General features: G+C 66.2%; 17 protein-coding genes. 13 read left to right on the forward strand and 4 right to left on the reverse strand.

Annotated elements, in window-relative coordinates; translation table 11 throughout:
- Positions 1-5 precede the first annotated feature (5 nt).
- Complete coding sequence (locus HD842_RS18600) at positions 6-902, forward strand: DUF4214 domain-containing protein (RefSeq protein WP_183556244.1); 897 nt, start codon at positions 6-8, stop codon at positions 900-902.
- A 76-nt stretch (positions 903-978) separates the two neighbouring features.
- Here HD842_RS18600 and HD842_RS23860 read toward each other — a convergent pair whose 3' ends face one another.
- The 3 genes from HD842_RS23860 to paaX all read right to left on the reverse strand — a co-directional run bounded on the left by HD842_RS23860 (position 979) and on the right by paaX (position 5,779).
- Positions 979-3,459: a DUF4214 domain-containing protein gene (locus HD842_RS23860; RefSeq protein WP_221290718.1), complete on the reverse strand. Its 2,481-nt coding sequence runs from the start codon at positions 3,457-3,459 to the stop codon at positions 979-981.
- A gap of 209 nt (positions 3,460-3,668) precedes the next feature.
- The gene (locus HD842_RS18630; protein WP_183556245.1) at positions 3,669-4,802 is read right to left on the reverse strand and encodes a M14 family metallopeptidase; all 1,134 of its coding nucleotides are present in this window, start codon (positions 4,800-4,802) and stop codon (positions 3,669-3,671) included.
- A 56-nt stretch (positions 4,803-4,858) separates the two neighbouring features.
- Positions 4,859-5,779, reverse strand: coding sequence for a phenylacetic acid degradation operon negative regulatory protein PaaX (gene paaX, locus HD842_RS18635; protein WP_221290741.1), 921 nt, complete (start codon positions 5,777-5,779; stop codon positions 4,859-4,861).
- 100 nt (positions 5,780-5,879) lie between these two features.
- Between paaX and paaA the strand changes: the two genes are divergently transcribed.
- The 12 genes from paaA to paaZ all read left to right on the forward strand — a co-directional run bounded on the left by paaA (position 5,880) and on the right by paaZ (position 17,606).
- Positions 5,880-6,857, forward strand: coding sequence for a 1,2-phenylacetyl-CoA epoxidase subunit PaaA (gene paaA / locus HD842_RS18640; RefSeq protein ID WP_183556247.1), 978 nt, complete (start codon positions 5,880-5,882; stop codon positions 6,855-6,857).
- Between the two features lie 70 nt (positions 6,858-6,927).
- Positions 6,928-7,212: a 1,2-phenylacetyl-CoA epoxidase subunit PaaB gene (gene paaB, locus HD842_RS18645; protein WP_183556248.1), complete on the forward strand. Its 285-nt coding sequence runs from the start codon at positions 6,928-6,930 to the stop codon at positions 7,210-7,212.
- Positions 7,213-7,232: 20 nt separating this feature from the next.
- Positions 7,233-7,985 carry a 1,2-phenylacetyl-CoA epoxidase subunit PaaC gene (gene paaC / locus HD842_RS18650; RefSeq protein WP_183556249.1) on the forward strand — a complete coding sequence of 251 codons (753 nt, stop codon included), beginning with the start codon at positions 7,233-7,235 and terminating at the stop codon, positions 7,983-7,985.
- Entirely contained in the window at positions 7,985-8,497 is a 513-nt protein-coding gene (paaD, locus tag HD842_RS18655) for a 1,2-phenylacetyl-CoA epoxidase subunit PaaD (protein ID WP_183556553.1), read from the forward strand. The genes paaC and paaD overlap by 1 nt, the downstream gene beginning before the upstream one ends.
- A gap of 8 nt (positions 8,498-8,505) precedes the next feature.
- Positions 8,506-9,582, forward strand: coding sequence for a 1,2-phenylacetyl-CoA epoxidase subunit PaaE (gene paaE, locus HD842_RS18660; protein ID WP_183556250.1), 1,077 nt, complete (start codon positions 8,506-8,508; stop codon positions 9,580-9,582).
- A 31-nt stretch (positions 9,583-9,613) separates the two neighbouring features.
- Complete coding sequence (paaG, locus tag HD842_RS18665) at positions 9,614-10,405, forward strand: 2-(1,2-epoxy-1,2-dihydrophenyl)acetyl-CoA isomerase PaaG (RefSeq protein ID WP_183556251.1); 792 nt, start codon at positions 9,614-9,616, stop codon at positions 10,403-10,405.
- 2 nt (positions 10,406-10,407) lie between these two features.
- Positions 10,408-11,934 carry a 3-hydroxyacyl-CoA dehydrogenase PaaH gene (gene paaH / locus HD842_RS18670; protein WP_183556252.1) on the forward strand — a complete coding sequence of 509 codons (1,527 nt, stop codon included), beginning with the start codon at positions 10,408-10,410 and terminating at the stop codon, positions 11,932-11,934.
- Positions 11,927-12,376, forward strand: a complete 450-nt coding sequence (gene paaI / locus HD842_RS18675; RefSeq protein WP_183556253.1) for a hydroxyphenylacetyl-CoA thioesterase PaaI — start codon at positions 11,927-11,929, stop codon at positions 12,374-12,376. Before paaH ends, paaI begins: the two co-directional genes overlap by 8 nt.
- 18 nt (positions 12,377-12,394) lie before the next feature.
- A complete protein-coding gene (paaK, locus tag HD842_RS18680) occupies positions 12,395-13,708 on the forward strand; it encodes a phenylacetate--CoA ligase PaaK (RefSeq protein ID WP_183556254.1) in 1,314 nt (437 codons plus the stop codon).
- 14 nt (positions 13,709-13,722) lie between these two features.
- Positions 13,723-14,925 carry a 3-oxoadipyl-CoA thiolase gene (gene pcaF / locus HD842_RS18685; protein ID WP_183556255.1) on the forward strand — a complete coding sequence of 401 codons (1,203 nt, stop codon included), beginning with the start codon at positions 13,723-13,725 and terminating at the stop codon, positions 14,923-14,925.
- 4 nt (positions 14,926-14,929) lie between these two features.
- Complete coding sequence (locus HD842_RS18690; RefSeq protein WP_183556256.1) at positions 14,930-15,529, forward strand: phenylacetic acid degradation protein PaaY; 600 nt, start codon at positions 14,930-14,932, stop codon at positions 15,527-15,529.
- Positions 15,530-15,545: 16 nt separating this feature from the next.
- Entirely contained in the window at positions 15,546-17,606 is a 2,061-nt protein-coding gene (gene paaZ, locus HD842_RS18695) for a phenylacetic acid degradation bifunctional protein PaaZ (protein ID WP_183556257.1), read from the forward strand.
- A gap of 152 nt (positions 17,607-17,758) precedes the next feature.
- Here paaZ and HD842_RS18700 read toward each other — a convergent pair whose 3' ends face one another.
- Positions 17,759-18,424: an HAD-IA family hydrolase gene (locus HD842_RS18700; protein WP_183556258.1), complete on the reverse strand. Its 666-nt coding sequence runs from the start codon at positions 18,422-18,424 to the stop codon at positions 17,759-17,761.
- Positions 18,425-18,485: the final 61 nt, after the last annotated feature.

Here is an 18,485-nt window from a genome sequence, read left to right on the forward strand (position 1 = left end):
CGCGCATGGCCACTATCGAGCTGTATCGAGCATTCGACTTCCGCACTGCCCAGGACTGGGAGTGGACCATCACCGAGGCGATCCAGAATCGCATCACGATCGAGGGTGCGGGCAACAAGCAGAACTTCAGCGGTTCTTTCTCGTATCTCGGCATCGACCGGGTGGCCGGCACCGTCACCGGCACGTCCTTTTTCCAGAACAACGCCGAAGTCTACCGGGTCTCGGATGCGCAGCTCGACGCCGGTCGTATTGCGCAGTTCGCGCGCAACGAACTCGATACGCAGCAGACCTACGCCTATGTGCTCTCGGGCGCCGACACGGTCATCGGCAGCGCCGGCAATGACTTCCTCAATGGCTATGGCGGCATCGACACCGCCGTGTATCGCGGCACCGCCGCCAGCTACACGCTGCGTGGCAGCGACAGCTCATTTGCGGTCACCGGCGCTGCCGGCAGCGACACCCTGATCAACGTGGAGCGCCTGGCCTTCACCGACAAGCACATCGCCATCGATGTCGGTGCCAATGACAATGGCGGCACCATCTACCGCCTCTACCAGGCCGCGCTGGACCGGGCGCCCGACCTGGCCGGCCTCGGGTACTGGATGGACCGCCTCGACGATGGCGCGAACATCGTCGACATCGCTGCCGGCTTCATGAGCAGCACCGAATATGCCAGGCTGTACAGCGGCGTGACCAGCAATACCGACCTGGTGACGAAGTACTACTCCAACATCCTCGAACGTGCACCCGACGCAGGTGGCCTGGCCTACTGGGCCGGTCTGCTCGACAGCGGCAAGGCAACCGCTGCGCAGGTGCTCGATGCGATCAGCGACAGCCCTGAAAACATCGCGGCGGTCGCGCCGCTCATCGCCAACGGCTTCGAGTACGTGCCGTACGGTTGATGCTCTTGCGTGGTATGGGCATAAAAAAAGCGTCGTCGATTCGACGGCGCTTTTTCGTTGTGGCGCGACCTCGTCGTCAGGCGCCGTACGGCGTGAACGCAATGCCGTTGGCAATCAGCTCCGCAACCGCGTCCCGGTTTTCCACGCTTTCGCCGAACTGCGCCAGCACTGCGTTGACGCCAGCCCGTCCACTGTCCAGCACATCGAGCCAGAAGCTATAGCCACCCTGGTCTGGATCGCGGTCGAGGATGTTGCGGTACATGCGCAGCACGACGTCCTCATTCGATGGCGCGCTGCCATACAGGTCGGCGAACTCGCGTGAAGTGGCAAAGCCGGCGGCAATGTCGTCGAGCGTGGCGCCGGCATCCAGGCGCGCCATCCAGTAGCCGGCGCCGCCCAGGTCCGGCGCGCGGTCGAAGGCAGCGCGGTAGAGGCGGTAGGCCTGGCCTGCGGCGCCGTCGAGATCGAGCGCCAGGGACGTGTCGGCGAAATGCAGGCGCTCGACACCGATCAGGATGTCGCTGCCGTCGCCGGCCGAGCCGCGCCGGTCAACGACCTGGATGCCGTCCGCGCCATGGGTGATCGTGTAATCGCTCCTGGCGCCGCCAAAGTGCGCGCTGTCGGTGCCGCTGCCGCCGATCAGGGTATCGTTGCCCGCGCCGCCCATCAGGACGTCGTTGCCGCTGCCACCATCGAGGCGGTCGTTGCCCGCGCCGCCCAGGAGGTGGTCGACGCCCGTGGTGCCGGTACGGTCGACCGGTGCCACGACCGGTGGCTGCGCCGGCGTCGCCACGGGCGGCGGGGTGGTGCCGGTTGGCGGTGCCGGTATGCTCGGCTCTGGCGTGGGCGTGGGCGTAGGCGTGGGTGTGGGTGTCACCGGTGGCGCGGTGCCGACGACAACTGGCAGGTAGCCTTCGACGATGTTCTGCGCGGTCAAGGTGGCTGCATCGACACCAGCCAGCTTGACCGCCGTGGCAAAGCCTGCAGCGCCGCGCGGGCCGTCGGCGTCGACCTGCACCAGTGTGTCGCTGCCCTGCTGGATCAGGCGCAGGCGGCCATCTGCGAAAGGATTGCCTGTCCATTGCGCCAGTGTGCCTGCCTCGAGCAGGTCGCCGCCCGCGCCCGCCGCGAAGTCCAGGATTGTGATGGCACCCTGCGTCGGCCGCCACGACAGCGCATAGGTGTCGCGACCGGCGCCGCCGTCGGCAACGACGCCGGTGTCCCGTTCCAGACTCAGCTCGATCCGGTCATTGCCCGCGCCGCCATGAATCGTGGTCACCGACACCGTCCCGACGCCTGGTCCGATGCGCACGACAAGCTTGTCGTCGCCGTCGCCGCCATCGAGCAGGTTGCCGCTGCCGGTCGTCCACAGGCTGTCGCTGCCGGCGCCACCCTGCAGGATATTGCCGCCGTCATCATCCGTCGACAGCAAATCGTCGCCCTCGCCGCCATCGAGCAGGTTGACTTCGTCGACGCCGCCAGCGTCGTAGAGCCAGTCGTTGCCAGCGCCGCCAAACAGCCGGTCGTTGCCTTCGCCGCCGACCATGACATCGTTGCCGGCGTCGCCATACAGCAGGTCGTCGCCGCGTTCGCCATGGAGGCGGTCGCCGCCATTGCCGCCGCGCAGCAGATCGTCAAAGCGCAAGCCTGTCAGGATGTCGTCGCCATCGGTGCCAGTCAGTTCGACGCCAGTCGTCGAACCCATCGGATCAATGCCGCCGAAGTTCTCGGAGCGCAAGCCCGACAAGGCGGTGTTCTGCAAAACGACACGGTCGATCCAGCCATATTCTGCACCGGCGGCGCCATCGACGTCGTGCTGCAGCACGACATCGGCGCCGCGCTGCACGAGTTGCAGGCGCCCGGCCTGGCCGAACGGATTGCTCGCTTCCCTGGCGACCAGCAGCAGCGAGTCGACATCGATCATGTCGCCGCCGATGCCGGCTGCGAAGTCGGTGATCGTCAGCAGTGGAAGGAAAGGCGTCTGGCTGAAATGATAGGCGTCGCGCCCCGCGCCTCCGGTGACAAGCAAGGGACGCAGCGTCTGCATCCCGCCTTCCAGGTAGAGGATGTCATCGCCGTCGCCGGCATCGATTCCCAAGGGTTGGGCGCTGGTCACGGCATCGACGTAGCGGACCGTCTTCACGACAATATGGTCGTCGCCGTTGCCGCCGGCGACAGCGGCGATGCCCAGGCCGATTTCGATCCAATCATTGCCGTCGCCGCCATCGACGGTAGTCCGCGAGCCGCGTTGCGCCAAGCCGATGTCCGCGTGGATCGTATCGTTCCCGGCGCCGCCTTCGAGGATATTGTTGCCGTCTTCGTCGTTCAGCTGATCGTCGCCGTCTCCGCCAATCAGGTGATCATCGCCATTACCGCCGTGCAGGCTGTCGTTGCCAGCCCGACCTTCGAGCACGTCGTTGCCACCCTGGCCATACAGACTGTCATTGTCATCGCCGCCGGTCAGGGCGTCATTCTGTTCGGTGCCGTACAGGGTGAGCCCCGGTTTGGTGACGGCGGCACTGGGGGCGGAGGCAGCGGGTGGAATGAAAATTTTCATTGCAAAATAGCATTGTTTTTGGGATTGGCAGCTATCGCCGACAATGCATGCGTTGTCTATTCATAAATACAATCTGACGCGGCGACGCGACACTTGTGCGTCACGGCAGCGTGGATTCACACATGCGCAGGAATGGGGCCGCGCAACAGGTGGCCAAAAAAACGCCCCGTCATGCGGGGCGTTTTTGATCAGTGAGGCAAGCTCTTTACCTATTTGCGCGCGCGGATCGCCTTGAGCACCGGCTGCAGCACTGCCGCGCCCAGGCGCGCACTGCGTGCGCCGTCCCAGCCGACCAGCGGATCCGGATCGTTCGCATTGTCCTTGAACGGAAGTTCGAGCGTCAGCGACAGCGCGCCGAAGGTGTGCGTGATGTGCGGCGAACCCATGGTCAGGGTCTGGTCGGTGTAGGGCGTCTTGCCGTAGCCGTGCACGTCCTGGAAGTCGGGGCTGGCGACCTTGAAGTCGGCGATGAAGCTGGCCTGCGCCGCGCCCTGCTCGGCGGTGAAGTTCGGCAGCGACTCGCTGCCGGCCACGAACACGTACGGCAAGCCTTCGTCGCCGTGCACGTCGAGGCACACGTCCACGCCCGTCTCGTGCATCTTCTGGCGCACCAGGAAGACTTCAGGGCTGCGCTCCATGCTCGGATTGAGCCATTCGCGATTCAGGTTCGCACCAGCGGCATTCGTGCGCAGGTTGCCGCGTACCGAGCCGTCCGGGTTCATGTTCGGCACCACGTAGAACACCGATTCGTTCAGGAGCTGGCGGCCGAACGGGTTCGCCGGGTCGAGCAGCGCATCGAGCATGCCTTCGACAAACCATTCGGCCATCGTCTCGCCCGGGTGTTGGCGCGCGATGACCCAGACTTTCTTCTTGCCTTCGGCCGGCTCGCCGATCACCAGCATGTTCAGGTCGCGGCCGTCGACGGTCGAACCCAGGTCGAGCATGCGCACGTTTTCGGCCATCTGGGCGCGGTCAAGCAGCTCGAGGTGGCGTTCGAACGAATACGGCTCGAAGTAGGCGTAATACACGCTGTCCATGCCGGGCGTGTGCTCGATCGCCAGCACGTTGCCGTCGAACGACGTCGGCACGCGGAACCAGTTCACGCGGTCGTAGCTCGCCATTGCCTGGTAGTTTTCCCAGCCGGCCGGATAGGCGGCCTTGCCGGCATTGAGCAGGCGGATCGTGCAGGCTTGCCCTTGCGCGCCCTGCAGGCGGAAGTAGAACCACTGGATGATGTCGGCGTGCGAATCCTTGCGGATGTTCAGGTCGATGGCGTTCGCGCTCGTGGCGTTCACGACCTCGATGGCGCCAGCGTCGAATTGGCTGCTGATCTTGATAGACATGGTGTTGTCCTGTGTTGGGAAGACGTCAAAGAAGAAATGATACCGCTTTCGCCGCGCTACCGTGGTGCCAGCCCGCCGAAGCGGCCGCGAAACGCCGCATCCGCCCCGGGCGTGGCCGCATCCTCGACGCGCAGCATGGCCAGCACGTGCTCCTCGGCGCGTTCGTGGCTCAGTTGATAAATGGTGCGCGCCAGCGCATACGCGTCGGCGCCCGGCCACGGGTCGGGCAGCAGGGGCAGCGGGAGCATCGGGTCGTGCAGCTGCACGCGGCGGTAGGCGTGGATCAGCAGGGTGCGGATCGCGAACGCGTGCGCCGGGCTGACATCGCCACGCGCCAGCAAGGCCGGCAGCGGGGCAAACGTCTCGATGAAGCCGCGGTACCCGAGCACCACCGCATCGAGGTTCCAGCAGTCGCCCACCAGTTCGGGCAACGGGCGCGAACCGGCGTCCGGCACCTCATCGGCCTGGCACACGAACACGCGCCCTTCGGCGCCCGTGCGCGCGAGGATGTCGCGCAGCAGGTCTCGGTCGGGCGCTGGATGCGCCATCACGCCGCTGGCCAGCATCGCAAAGCCTTCCCATTCGAGTTCCTTGCGCACCAGCGCGCGCAGGTCGCTGTCGATGCTGCCGTTGGTGGCCAGCACGAACGTCCAGCGGCCATCCCAGTCCTGACCGGGCGCGGCGTAGATGCGGCGGTTGGCGCGTTCGAAGCGCGGCAACGCCGTCGGCGCCAGCGCATAGCGACTGCGCCGGCCCTCGCGGCTGGCCGTCAGCCAGCCTTCCTGCACGAGCCGGAACACGCTGGTGCGCACCAGCCGGTCGTTCACGCCAAAGGGGGCGAGCAGCTCGATCATGCTGCCGAGCCAGAAGGCGCCGCCGTGGGGCGCGATCGCGTCGCCGCAAATCGTCACTACCAGCGACTTGTGGCGGGGCGGATCAGTGGCCAGGCTGCGGGCGATCCACTCGGTGCTGGTCATGTCATTCACGGTGTGGGTCGATATGATTCAAAATTATTGTGTACTTCCGATTTTTTGTATCGTATTATGATTCTCACAGATTTTGCAACGGGAGAGATCCATGTACGCACAAATGGTGGAGACAGGCCTCAATAAAGTCCGCACAGAACAGGACATGAGCGCCGACGAGCAGGCATTCCAGGCGCGTATCGACGCCGGGATCAAGATCGAACCGAAGGACTGGATGCCGGAAGCATACCGCAAGACGCTGATCCGGCAGATCTCGCAGCATGCCCATTCCGAGATCGTTGGCCAGCTCCCGGAAGGCAACTGGGTCACGCGTGCGCCGACCCTTCAGCGCAAGTCGGTTCTGCTGGCCAAGATCCAGGACGAGGCCGGCCACGGCCTGTACCTGTACAGCGCGGCCGAGACCCTGGGCGTCTCGCGCGACGAGCTGCTGGCGGCCCTGCATGCCGGCAAAGCCAAATATTCGAGCATCTTCAATTACCCGACCCTGAGCTGGGCCGACATGGGCGCGATCGGCTGGCTGGTCGACGGCTCGGCGATCATCAACCAGATTCCGCTGTGCCGCTGCTCGTACGGGCCGTATGCGCGCGCCATGGTCCGCGTCTGCAAGGAAGAATCGTTCCATGCGCGCCAGGGCTACGACATCATGATGGCGCTGGCGAAGGGCACGCCTGAGCAGAAGGCGATGGCGCAGGATGCGCTCAATCGCTGGTGGTGGCCGTCGCTGATGATGTTCGGGCCCTCCGATGCCGAGTCGGTCAACAGCGCGCAGTCGAGCGCCTGGCGCATCAAGCTGTTCTCCAACGACGAACTGCGCCAGCGCATGGTCGATCAGACCGTGCCCCAGGCCGAGTACCTCGGCCTCACGGTGCCGGATCCCGACCTCAAATGGAACGCCGAACGCGGCTCGTACGACTTCGGCGCGATCGACTGGAGCGAGTTCTACGACGTTTTAAAGGGCAACGGCCCGTGCAACCGCGAGCGCCTGCGCACGCGCGTCAAAGCCTGGGACGATGGCGAATGGTTCCGCGACGCGCTGGTGGCGCACGCCGACAAGCAGGCCGCTGCGTAGGGTGGACGGCTCTGCCGTCCACGCGTCCAAACCACCTTGGCACTGACGTACACGCCAAACGGAGACAACAATGAGCAAAGAATGGCCCCTGTGGGAAGTCTTCATCCGCAGCCAGCACGGCCTCGCCCACAAGCACGTCGGCAGCCTGCACGCCCCTGACGCCGAGATGGCCGTCAACAACGCGCGCGACGTCTACACACGCCGCAATGAAGGCGTCTCGATCTGGGTCGTGCGCGCCGCCGACATCGTCGCCAGCAGCCCGGCCGATAAATCGTCGCTATTCGAGCCAGCAAACAGCAAGGTGTATCGCCACCCGACGTTCTTCCCGATGCCGGAAGAAGTCAAGAACCTGTGAGCGCGCCGGAGACCAATCCCATGGATGCAAAAATCGACTACCTGCTGCGCCAGGGCGACAACGCCCTGATCCTGTCGCAGCAACTGTGCCAGTTGTGCGGCAAGGGGCCGGCACTCGAAGAAGACATGGCGCTGTCGAACGTGGCGCTCGACCTGCTGGGTCAGACCCGCATGTGGCTCTCGTACGCCGCCGAACTCGAAGGCCAGGGCCGCGACGAAGACCGTCTCGCTTTTTTGCGCGACAGTGGCGAGTACCGCAACTGCATCCTGCTCGAGCAGCCCAATGGCAGTTATGCCGACGTCGTCATGCGCCAGTTCCTGTTCGACGCGTGGCATTACTTCTTGATGGATGGCCTGACCCGCTCGAGCGACCCACGCATCGTCGAGATTGCGGCCAAGTCGCTCAAGGAAGTCACGTACCACCTGCGCCGCAGCGGCGACCTGGTGGTGCGCCTGGGTGACGGCACGGCCACCAGCCACGCGATGATGCAGACCGCGCTGGACGACCTGTGGATGTACAGCGGCGAGATGTTCCTGTACGACGCGGTCGACGAGGCGATGGTGGCAGAGGGCGTGGCGCCGGCCGTCGGGCCGCTGCGTGAAGCCTACCTGAACCACCTGGCCGACATATTCACCGAAGCCACCTTGACCATGCCATCGCCGGACGCCTGGATGCAGCGCGGCGGCAAGCAGGGCCGGCACAGCGAGCGCCTCGGCTTCATCCTGGCCGAGATGCAGTTCCTGCAGCGCGCCTATCCGGGCGCGGCCTGGTGATGACTGCGCTGGCCGTGTCGGTCGGGCAGGTCTGGGCCTGGCTGGGCGAGGTCGCGGATCCGGAAATCCCCGTCATCTCGATCGTCGACCTGGGCATCGTACGCGACGTGGCGCTGGACGACGACACGTGGGTGGTCACGATCACGCCGACGTATTCGGGCTGTCCCGCCATGACCGTGATCGCCGACAGCGTGGTCGACGCACTGCGCGCGCATGGCCTCGAGCGCGTGCGCATCGCGACTCGCCTGGCGCCCGCCTGGACCACCGACTGGATGAGCGCTGCCGGCAAGGCCGCACTCACCGGCTACGGCATCGCGCCGCCCGTGCAGCAGGCGATTGACATCAGCGGCCTGCATGCCGGCATCCGCCGCCGCGCCGCGCCGGCCGTGAGCTGCCCGCATTGCGGTTCGGCGCACACCCAACTGACCAGCGAGTTCGGCTCGACCCCATGCAAGGCGCTCTACAAATGCCTGGATTGCCGCGAGCCGTTCGATTACTTCAAGTGTCATTAAAGCCCAGCATGAGCCAATTCCATCCTCTCACCGTCAGCAAGGTGAAACACGAAACGCGCGACGCCGTGTGCGTGACGTTCGACGTGCCGCCGGCATTGAAAGAGACCTTCGCCTTCCGTCAGGGCCAGTACCTGACGCTGCGCGCCACGATCGATGGCGAGGACGTGCGCCGCTCGTACTCGATCTGTTCGGCAGTGCAGGACGAGCAGCTGCGCGTGGCGATCAAGCGTACGCCCGGCGGTCAGTTCTCCAGCTGGGCCAACGACAGCCTGCAACCGGGCGCGCAGCTCGACGTCATGCCACCGAGCGGCAACTTCAACGTACCGCTCGACGCGGCCAGCGCTCGCCACTACCTGGCGTTTGCCGCCGGCAGCGGGATTACGCCGATCCTGTCGATCGTCAAGACCACGCTGCTGACCGAACCGGGCAGCCGCTTCACGATCGTCTACGGCAACCGCGCTTCGTCGAGCGTGCTGTTTCGCGACGAACTCACCGACCTCAAGGACCAGTACATGGACCGCCTGCGGCTGGTGTACGTGATGAGCCGCGAGCAGCAGGACATTGAACTCTTCAACGGGCGCATCACCGAAGACAAGTGCACGCAGTTCCTGCGCCAGTGGATCGACATCAAGGCGATCGACGTCGCCTTCATCTGCGGGCCCGAAGACATGATGCATGGCGTCTCACGCGCGCTGCAGGCGGCCGGGTTGGCGAAAGAGCAGATCCGCATCGAGCTGTTTGCCGCGAGCGCGCCCACCCGCGAGCGCACGCCGCGCGCGGTTGCCGCCAGCGCGCGCCAGCACACCGAAGTGACCGTGATCATGGACGGCAGCGCCGCCAGCTTCACGATGGACCGGGACACCGAATCGCTGCTGGACGCGGGTCTGCGCGCGGGCATCGACATGCGCTATTCGTGCAAGGGCGGCGTGTGCTCGACCTGCCGCTGTAAGGTACTTGATGGCGAAGTGGAGATGGACGTGAACTACGCGCTGGAAGACTACGAAGTCGCACGCGGGTTCGTGCTCAGCTGCCAGAGTTTTCCGGTGACTGACAAGGTGGTGGTGGATTTCGATATCGCCGAATAACCGCGCAACCAGAACAAAAACGGAGACCACGATGAACTACGACAGCATCCAGTTCAAGGTAGAAGGCGGCGTCGCCGTCCTGACCCTGAACCGCCCCGATCGCCTCAACAGTTTCACGCGCGCCATGCACCTCGAGGTGCGCGATGCGCTCACGCGCGTGCAGGCCGACCAGTCCGTGCGCGTGCTGGTGCTGACCGGCGCCGGCCGCGGCTTTTGCGCGGGCCAGGATCTCGCCGACCGCGCCGTCGATCCGGGCGCCCCGAGTGTCGACCTGGGCGCGTCGGTCGAGGAGTTCTATGCGCCGCTCGTGCTGACGCTGAAGAACCTGCCGATGCCCGTCATCTGCGCCGTCAATGGGGTGGCCGCCGGCGCCGGGGCCAACCTGGCGCTGGCCTGCGACATCGTGCTGGCCGCGAAATCGGCCAGCTTCATCGAAGCCTTCAGCAAACTGGGCCTGATCCCGGACACCGGCGGCACCTGGCATTTGCCACGCCTGATCGGCCCCGCGCGCGCGATGGGCCTGGCCATGCTGGGCGAAAAACTCAGTGCCGAAAAGGCCGAAGCCTGGGGCCTGATCTGGCGCTGCGTGCCGGACGACGTGCTGATGGACGAAGCCCTGGCCATGGCCAAGCACTTTGCCGCCGCGCCGACCAAGGGCCTGGCATTCACCAAGCGTGCCTTCCAGGCCAGCTATGCCAACACGCTCGAACAGCAGCTGCAGCTCGAAGCCGACATGATGCGCGAACTCGGTAACAGCCACGACTACCGCGAAGGCGTCGCCGCATTCCTGGCCAAGCGCTCGCCGCAGTTCAAGGGGGAGTAGGGATGCAGTCACTGCCACCGCATTCGACGATTGCCGTCATCGGCAGCGGCGCGATGGGCGCCGGCATCGCCCAGGTCGCGGCCACGGCCGGCCATCAGGTCCTGCTGTTCGATACCCGCACCGGCGCCGCCGACAAGGCCATCGCACAGATCGGCGCCACCTATGCGCGCCTGGTTGCCAAGGGCCGCATGGGCGCCGTCGAATCCGATCTCGCGCGCGAGCGCCTGCGCCGCATCGATGCCTTGCACGAAGCGTCCAATGCGGTGCTCGTCATCGAGGCCATCGTCGAAGACCTGCAGGTCAAGCGCGCGCTGTTTGCCGCACTCGAAGACGTCGTTGCCAGCGACTGCATCCTGGCGACCAACACGTCATCGATCTCGGTCACGGCCATCGGCGCGCAGCTGGCGCATCCCGAACGCCTGGTCGGCATGCACTTCTTCAATCCGGCGCCGCTGATGGCGCTGGTGGAAGTGGTCAGCGGCCTGGCGACGGGGCGCGAGGTCGCGCAGGTCGTCTATGCGACCGCCGAAAAATGGGGGAAAAGCCCCGTACACGCCAAGTCGACGCCCGGCTTCATCGTCAACCGCGTGGCGCGCCCGTTTTATGGCGAAGCCCTGCGCCTGCTGCTCGAACAGGCGGGCGACGTTGCCACGCTCGACGCCGTCATGCGCGAGTGCGGCGGTTTTCGCATGGGCCCCTTCGAGCTGATGGACCTGATTGGTCACGACGTCAATTTCTCGGTCACGCAGTCGGTGTTCGCGGCGTACTTCGGCGACCCGCGTTTCACACCATCGGTGCTGCAGCAGGAGCTGGTCAACGCGGGTTATCTGGGCCGCAAGACGGGGCGCGGGTTCTATCGCTATGGCGACGGGGCGGAAACGCCGGTTGTTCAGTCCGAAGCTCCCAGCGATCGGCCGGCGGCGATCAAGTACGCGGGCGCGCCTGGTGGCGTCGATGCGCTCGTCGCGCGGTTGAAGGCTTCCGGCATCGAGCTGACCGAGATCGAAGCGGCGCCGGGCCTGTACTGCGGCGGCGCGGCGATCCATCTCACTGACGGGCGCAGTGCCACCGAGCGCGCGCAGGCGGATAACGGGCGTGACACGATCGTGTTCGACCTGCTGTTCGACGCTGCCAAGGCGCCGCGCATCGCGCTTGCGCGCGCCGACGGTTGCAGCGATGACGCATGGCGCGCGGCAGTCGGCCTGTTCCAGGCTGCCGGCTTCGTCGTCACGCGCCTGGACGACATCCCGGGCCTGGCCGTGATGCGCACGGTGGCGATGCTGGCCAACGAAGCGGCCGATGCCGTCCACCAGGGCGTGTGCAGCGCGCGCGCCGTGGACATCGCGATGCAGAAGGGCGTGAATTATCCGCGCGGACCGTTGGCCTGGCTGGATGCGATCGGCATGGGGCAGGTCGTGAGCGTTCTGTCGAATCTGGCCGCGACGTATGGCGAAGACCGCTACCGCGTCTCGCCGCTACTGCGCCGCAAGCTGGCTGCCGATCCGCAGGGAGCGCGCTTTCATGCATGATGGTCAGGATCAGAACGCACAGGCGCTGGCCGAGCTGGCCGGGCGCACGATGTTTGAACGCGACCCGGCCAGCCAGGCGCTGCGCATGGTGCTGGATGACATCCGGCCCGGCTATGCGCGCATGACGATGACCGTGCGCGCCGATATGCTCAACGGGCACGCGACCTGCCATGGCGGCTACATCTTCATGCTGGCCGACAGCGCCTTTGCCTTCGCCTGCAACTCGCACAACCTCAGCACCGTGGGCGCCGGCTGCACGATCGATTATCTCGCCCCTGGCCGCGCGGGCGACGTGCTGGTGGCCGAAGCCACCGAGCAGGCGCTGCAGGGCAAAACCGGCGTCTACGACGTCACGGTGAAGGCCGCGGACGGGCGCACCATCGCGCTGTTTCGTGGCAAATCGCATCGCATCGGCGGCACCGTGGCGCCCGTGGACGCCTGAACCACAAGGAGTCGACAGATGGTCCAACACCTTCCCGCACCGGGCGACCTGGAACCGATCGAGCGCGCCAGCCGCGACGAACTGCAGGCGCTGCAACTGCAACGGCTGCAATGGACGCTGCAGCACGCATATGACAACGTGCCGCACTACCGCGCCGCGTTCGACGCCGCAGGCGTGCATCCGGCCGATCTCAAGACGCTGGCCGACCTGGCGAAATTTCCGTTCACCGAAAAGAAAGCCCTGCGCGACAACTACCCGTTCGGCATGTTCGCCGTGCCGCGCGAGCAGGTGGTGCGCGTGCATGCCTCGTCCGGCACCACCGGCAAGCCCACCGTGGTCGGCTACACGCAGAACGATATCGACACCTGGGCGAACATCGTCGCGCGCTCAATCCGCGCTGCCGGTGGTCGCAAGGGCGACCTGGTACACATCGCCTACGGCTACGGCCTGTTCACCGGCGGCCTGGGCGCGCACTACGGCGCCGAGCGTCTCGGTTGCACGGTCGTGCCAATGTCGGGCGGGCAGACCGAAAAACAGGTGCAGCTGATCTGCGACTTCAAGCCGTCGATCATCATGGTCACGCCGTCGTACATGCTCAACATCGTCGAGGAATTCGCGCGCCAGGGGCTGGACCCGGCAGCATCGTCGCTACAGGTCGGCATTTTCGGCGCCGAGCCGTGGACCGACGCGATGCGGCGCGAGATCGAGACGCGCGCTGGCATCGATGCGGTCGATATCTACGGCCTGTCCGAAGTGATGGGCCCGGGCGTGGCCAGCGAATGCATCGAGAGCAAGGATGGCCCCGTGATCTGGGAAGACCATTTCTACCCCGAGATCATCGACCCCGACACGGGCGAGGTGCTGCCCGATGGCGAGGAGGGCGAGCTGGTATTCACGTCGCTGACCAAGGAAGCGCTGCCGATCATCCGCTACCGCACACGCGACCTGACACGCCTGCTGCCGCCGACCTCGCGCGCGATGCGCCGCATGGGCCGCATCACGGGGCGCTCGGACGACATGCTGATCATCCGTGGCGTGAACGTGTTCCCCAGCCAGATCGAGGAGCTGGTGCTGCGCATGCCCGCACTGGCGCCGCACTACCAGCTGGTCGTGGCGCGCGACGGCCACCTCGACACGCTCGAGGTGCTGTGCGAGCTGCGCGATACGCTGCTCCCGCCTGACGCCATCGAGGTGCAGGCGCGCGAACTGCAGCACTGCATCAAGACCTATGTCGGCGTGACCACGCGCGTGCGCCTGTTGCCGCCGCAAGGCATCGAGCGCACGCTGACCGGCAAGGCCCGGCGCGTGGTCGACGGCCGTCCCAAACAATGAACAAGGAAACCAGCATGCTTGACGCTTTCATCTGCGACGCCATCCGCACACCCTTCGGCCGCTACGGCGGGCTGCTCTCGACTGTGCGCGCCGACGATCTGGCCGCGCTGCCCATCGCCGCGCTGATGGCCCGCAACCCCAGCGTGGACTGGACCCAGGTCGACGACCTGTTCTACGGCTGCGCCAACCAGGCGGGCGAAGACAACCGCAACGTCGGCCGCATGGCCGCACTGCTGGCCGGGCTGCCGCAGGACGTGCCGGCCAACACGATCAACCGCCTGTGCGGCTCGGGTATGGACGCCATCGGCACCGCCGCGCGCGCGATCAAGGCCGGCGAAGCACACCTGGTGATCGCGGGTGGTGTCGAAAGCATGACACGCGCGCCGTTCGTCATGGGCAAGGCCGACAGCGCGTTTTCTCGCGCCGCAAAAATCGAGGACACGACGCTCGGCTGGCGCTTCGTCAATCCGCGCATGAAGGCGCAGTACGGCATCGACTCGATGCCCGAAACGGCCGAAAACGTGGCGCGCGAATTCAATGTCAGCCGCGCTGACCAGGACGCGTTCGCGCTGCGCAGCCAGCAGCGCTGGGCGCAGGCGCATGCCGCTGGCGTCTTCAAGGACGAGATCGTGCCGGTCACGCTCCAGGGCAAGAAGGAAACGCGCATCGTCGACACCGACGAACAGCCGCGCGCCGATTCCAGTATCGAGGCGCTGTCGAAGTTGAAGGGCGTGGTGAGCCCGGACGGCTCGGTCACCGCCGGCAATGCATCGAGCCTGAACGACGGCGCCTGCGCGCTGCTGCTGGCCTCTGGCGAGGCTGCGGCGCGCCACGGCTTGACGCCGCGCGCCCGCGTGATCGGCATGGCGACAAGCGGCCTGGCGCCGCGCATCATGGGCTTCGGCCCGGCGCCCGCCGTCAGGAAGCTGCTGGCGCAAACGGGCTTGAGGCTGGACCAGATGGACGTGATCGAATTGAACGAGGCCTTTGCCGCGCAGGGCCTGGCCGTGCTGCGCGACCTGGGCGTGCCGGACGACGCGACTCACGTGAACCCGAACGGCGGCGCGATCGCGCTGGGGCACCCGCTGGGCGCGTCCGGTGCGCGCCTCGTCATGACCGCCGTGAACCAGCTGCACCGCACCGGCGGGCGCTACGCGCTGTGCACGATGTGCATCGGTGTTGGCCAGGGCATCGCCCTGATCGTCGAGCGGGTCTAGCCGAATGGTCAAAGTCTATGAAATCGATGGTGTGCGGCCTGTTGTGCATCCGAGCGCCTACGTGCATCCTTCCGCCGTGCTGATCGGCGACGTGATCGTCGGCCCGCGCTGCTATATCGGCCCGTGCGCAAGCCTGCGCGGCGACTTCGGGCGCCTGATCCTCGAAGAAGGGGCCAACCTGCAGGATTCGTGCGTGATGCACGGCTTTCCGCTGGAAGACACCGTCGTCGAAGTCGATGGCCACATCGGCCACGGCGCCGTGCTGCATGGCTGCCGCGTGGGACGCAATGCGATGGTTGGCATGAACGCGGTGGTGATGGACAAGGCGGTCGTCGGCGCGGAATCGATCGTCGCCGCGATGAGCTTTGTGAAAGCGGGGATGGTGATCCCGCCGCGCTCGATGGTCATGGGCACGCCGGCCAAGGTGGTGCGCGCCTTGAGCGACGACGACGTCGCGTGGAAGAGTTTCGGCACGCGCCAGTACCACGAGCTGGCCGTGCGCTCGCTGCAGACGATGCGCGAAGTCGATGCCGACACCGCCGTGGCGCCGGACCGTGGCCGCATTGCATTCGACACGAGCGCGCTGCACACGCCGAAGTCCTGAACCTACTGGAGATTACATGGGCCACATCCCGACACTGCAAAGCCTGATCGCCGGCCGCTGGCACGGCGCCGCCTCGCACACGCCGCTGCACAGCGCGCTCGACAGCACCCTGATCTATCACACGCACGCCGAGAAGATCGACTTTGACGAAGCGCTCACCTTTGCGCGCAAGACGGGTGTCAAGACGCTGATGCGCCAGACGTTCCAGGAACGCGCGGCGGCGCTGAAGGCGCTCGCGCTGTACCTGATAGAGCGCAAGGAAGAACTGTATGCGATCTCGCACCTGACCGGCGCGACGCGCCAGGACAGCTGGGTCGATGTCGAAGGCGGCATCGGCACGCTGTTCGCCTACGCCAGCATGGGCTCGCGCGAGCTGCCGTCGTCGAATGTGCTGCACGAAGGTCCGGCCATCGCGCTGGGCAAGCGGGGCGGCTTTGCCGGCACCCACATCCTGGTGCCGCGCGGCGGCGTGGCGGTGCACATCAACGCCTTCAACTTTCCGATCTGGGGCTTGCTCGAAAAATTTGCGCCGAGTTTCCTGGCCGCGATGCCGTGCATCGCCAAGCCGGCCACCGCCACCAGCTACCTGACCCACGCAGTGGTCAAGATGATGGTGGACTCGAACCTGCTGCCCGATGGCGCGCTGCAGCTCGTGATCGGCAGCACGGGCGACCTGCTCGATCGCCTCGGCGGCTTTGACGCCGTCACGTTCACCGGGTCGGCCGACACGGCCGCGATGCTGCGCGCGAACGGGAACCTGATCCGCGCCTCGGTGCCGTTCACCGCCGAAGCCGACTCGCTCAATTGCGCGGTGCTGGCGCCCGACGTGCTGCCTTCCGATCCCGAGTTCGACCTGTTCATCAAGGAAGTCGCGCGCGAGATGACCGGCAAGGCGGGCCAGAAGTGCACGGCGATCCGGCGCGTGATCGTGCCGGAAGCGCTGGTAGACGCGGTCGGCGAGCGGCTGCGCGAGCGGCTGGCGAAGATCACGGTGGGCGACCCGAACGTGGAGGGCGTACGCATGGGCGCACTGGCGTCGATGGACCAGCACCGCGACGTGAGCGCGCGGGTCGAGCTGCTCGCGCGCGGCAACGAGGTGCTGTTCGGTGCACGCGACGGGTTCAAGCCGGTGGGCGAAAACGTCGCCAGCGGCGCCTTCTTCTCGCCGACGCTGCTGTTATGCCGTAATGCGATGGTCAACGATGCCGTGCACGACGTGGAAGCGTTCGGCCCGGTCAGCACCCTGATGACCTACAACGACATTGACGAAGCCCTCGAATTGGCGGCACGCGGCAAGGGCAGCCTGGTCACCACGTTCGCGACCAAGGACCCGGCGCTGGCCGCGTACGCGGTGCCGATCGTGGCGGCGTCGCATGGCCGCGTGCTGATCCTTGATCGCGAGGCGGCCGTGGACAGCACCGGCCATGGCTCGCCGCTGCCACAACTGAAACACGGCGGGCCGGGGCGCGCCGGTGGTGGCGAAGAACTGGGCGGCATCCGCGCGGTGAAGCACTTCCTGCAGCGCGCGGCGGTGCAGGGCTCGCCCACGATGCTCGGCGCCGTCACGGGCGAATACGTGCGCGGCGGCGCGGTCAAGGAAAGCGACCTGCATCCGTTCCGCCGGCATTTCGAGGACCTGGAAGTCGGGCACTCGCTGCTGACGCACCGGCGCACGGTGAGCGAAGCGGACATCGTCAACTTCGGCGGCGTTTCGGGCGACTACTTCTACATGCACTTCGACGCCATCGCGGCCAAGGACACGCAGTTCGGGCAGCGCATCGCGCACGGTTACTTCGTGCTGTCGGCGGCGGCCGGCCTGTTTGTCTCGCCCGCACCGGGGCCGGTGCTGGCCAACTATGGCCTGGACAACCTGCGCTTCGTGGCGCCGGTGGCAATCGGCGACACGATCCGCGCGCGCCTGACCTGCAAGCGCAAGGTCGATCGCAACCGGACGGACGAGCAGGGTAGAGGGCAGGGCGTGGTGGCGTGGGATGTGCAGGTGACCAACCAGCGCGATGAGCTGGTGGCCAGTTATGACATTTTGACGCTGGTGCAGAAGCGCGCAGTGGACGAATAACCGCGGCATTGAGCGATCCGCGATCAGTGGCACGACGCCGTGCGTTGAACGCGTGGACGGGGAGCCCGTCCACCCTACGCAGTGCATCGGAACGTAGGGTGGACGGCTGTGCCGTCCACGCGTTCAACAAACGTCGAACGGCTTGAACGAAATTAAGAGCGCGTACGCTGTAGCTGCAGCAAACCTTCACCCGTACGAATCGCCCGCAAATCATCGTAATCCGGCACGCCCATCACGTCGGTCTCGACCGGATGCTTGTGCGTGGCGGTGACCATCACGCTGTCCATGCCCGCAGCAGCGGCCGACTGCAGGCCAGCCAGCGTGTCTTCGAACACGAGGCATTCTTCTGGGCGCATGCCCAGCTTTTCGGCGCCGAGAAGGAACGGGTCCGGCGCCGGCTTGCCGTGCTTGACGTCTTCGGCTGCGACCAGCACCGGCGGCAGCGGCAGGCCGGCTGCGGCGATGCGCGCCTGGGCCAGCGCGCGTGGCGCCGACGTCACGATCGCCCAGCGCTCCACTGGCAGTGTGGCCAGGAAGGCGGCCACACCGGCAATCGCTTCGATGCCGTCGACGTCCTCGATCTCGGCAAGCGTGATGCGGTGCGCTTCTGCTTCCGCGTCGATGTCGGGCAGGCCGAGGCCGCGCACAGTGTCGACGCTGCGCTTGCCGTGGATCGTCGGCAGGAACACGTCCACGTCCAGTCCGTGGCTGCGGGCCCAGTCGGCCCAGACGCGCTCGGCGGCGATGATGGATGTCAGGATGGTGCCGTCCATGTCGAACAGGAAGGCGGCGTAGTCGCGTGCGGGCAATGCGGTCATGGCGTCCTCAATCTAAAAAGGGCATGGAAAAGCGGGCCGGCGCTGGATCAGCGCCGGCCCG

It is taken from the genome of Massilia aurea, assembly GCF_014200505.1.
GTDB classification, from domain to species: Bacteria; Pseudomonadota; Gammaproteobacteria; order Burkholderiales; family Burkholderiaceae_D; genus Telluria; species Telluria aurea_B.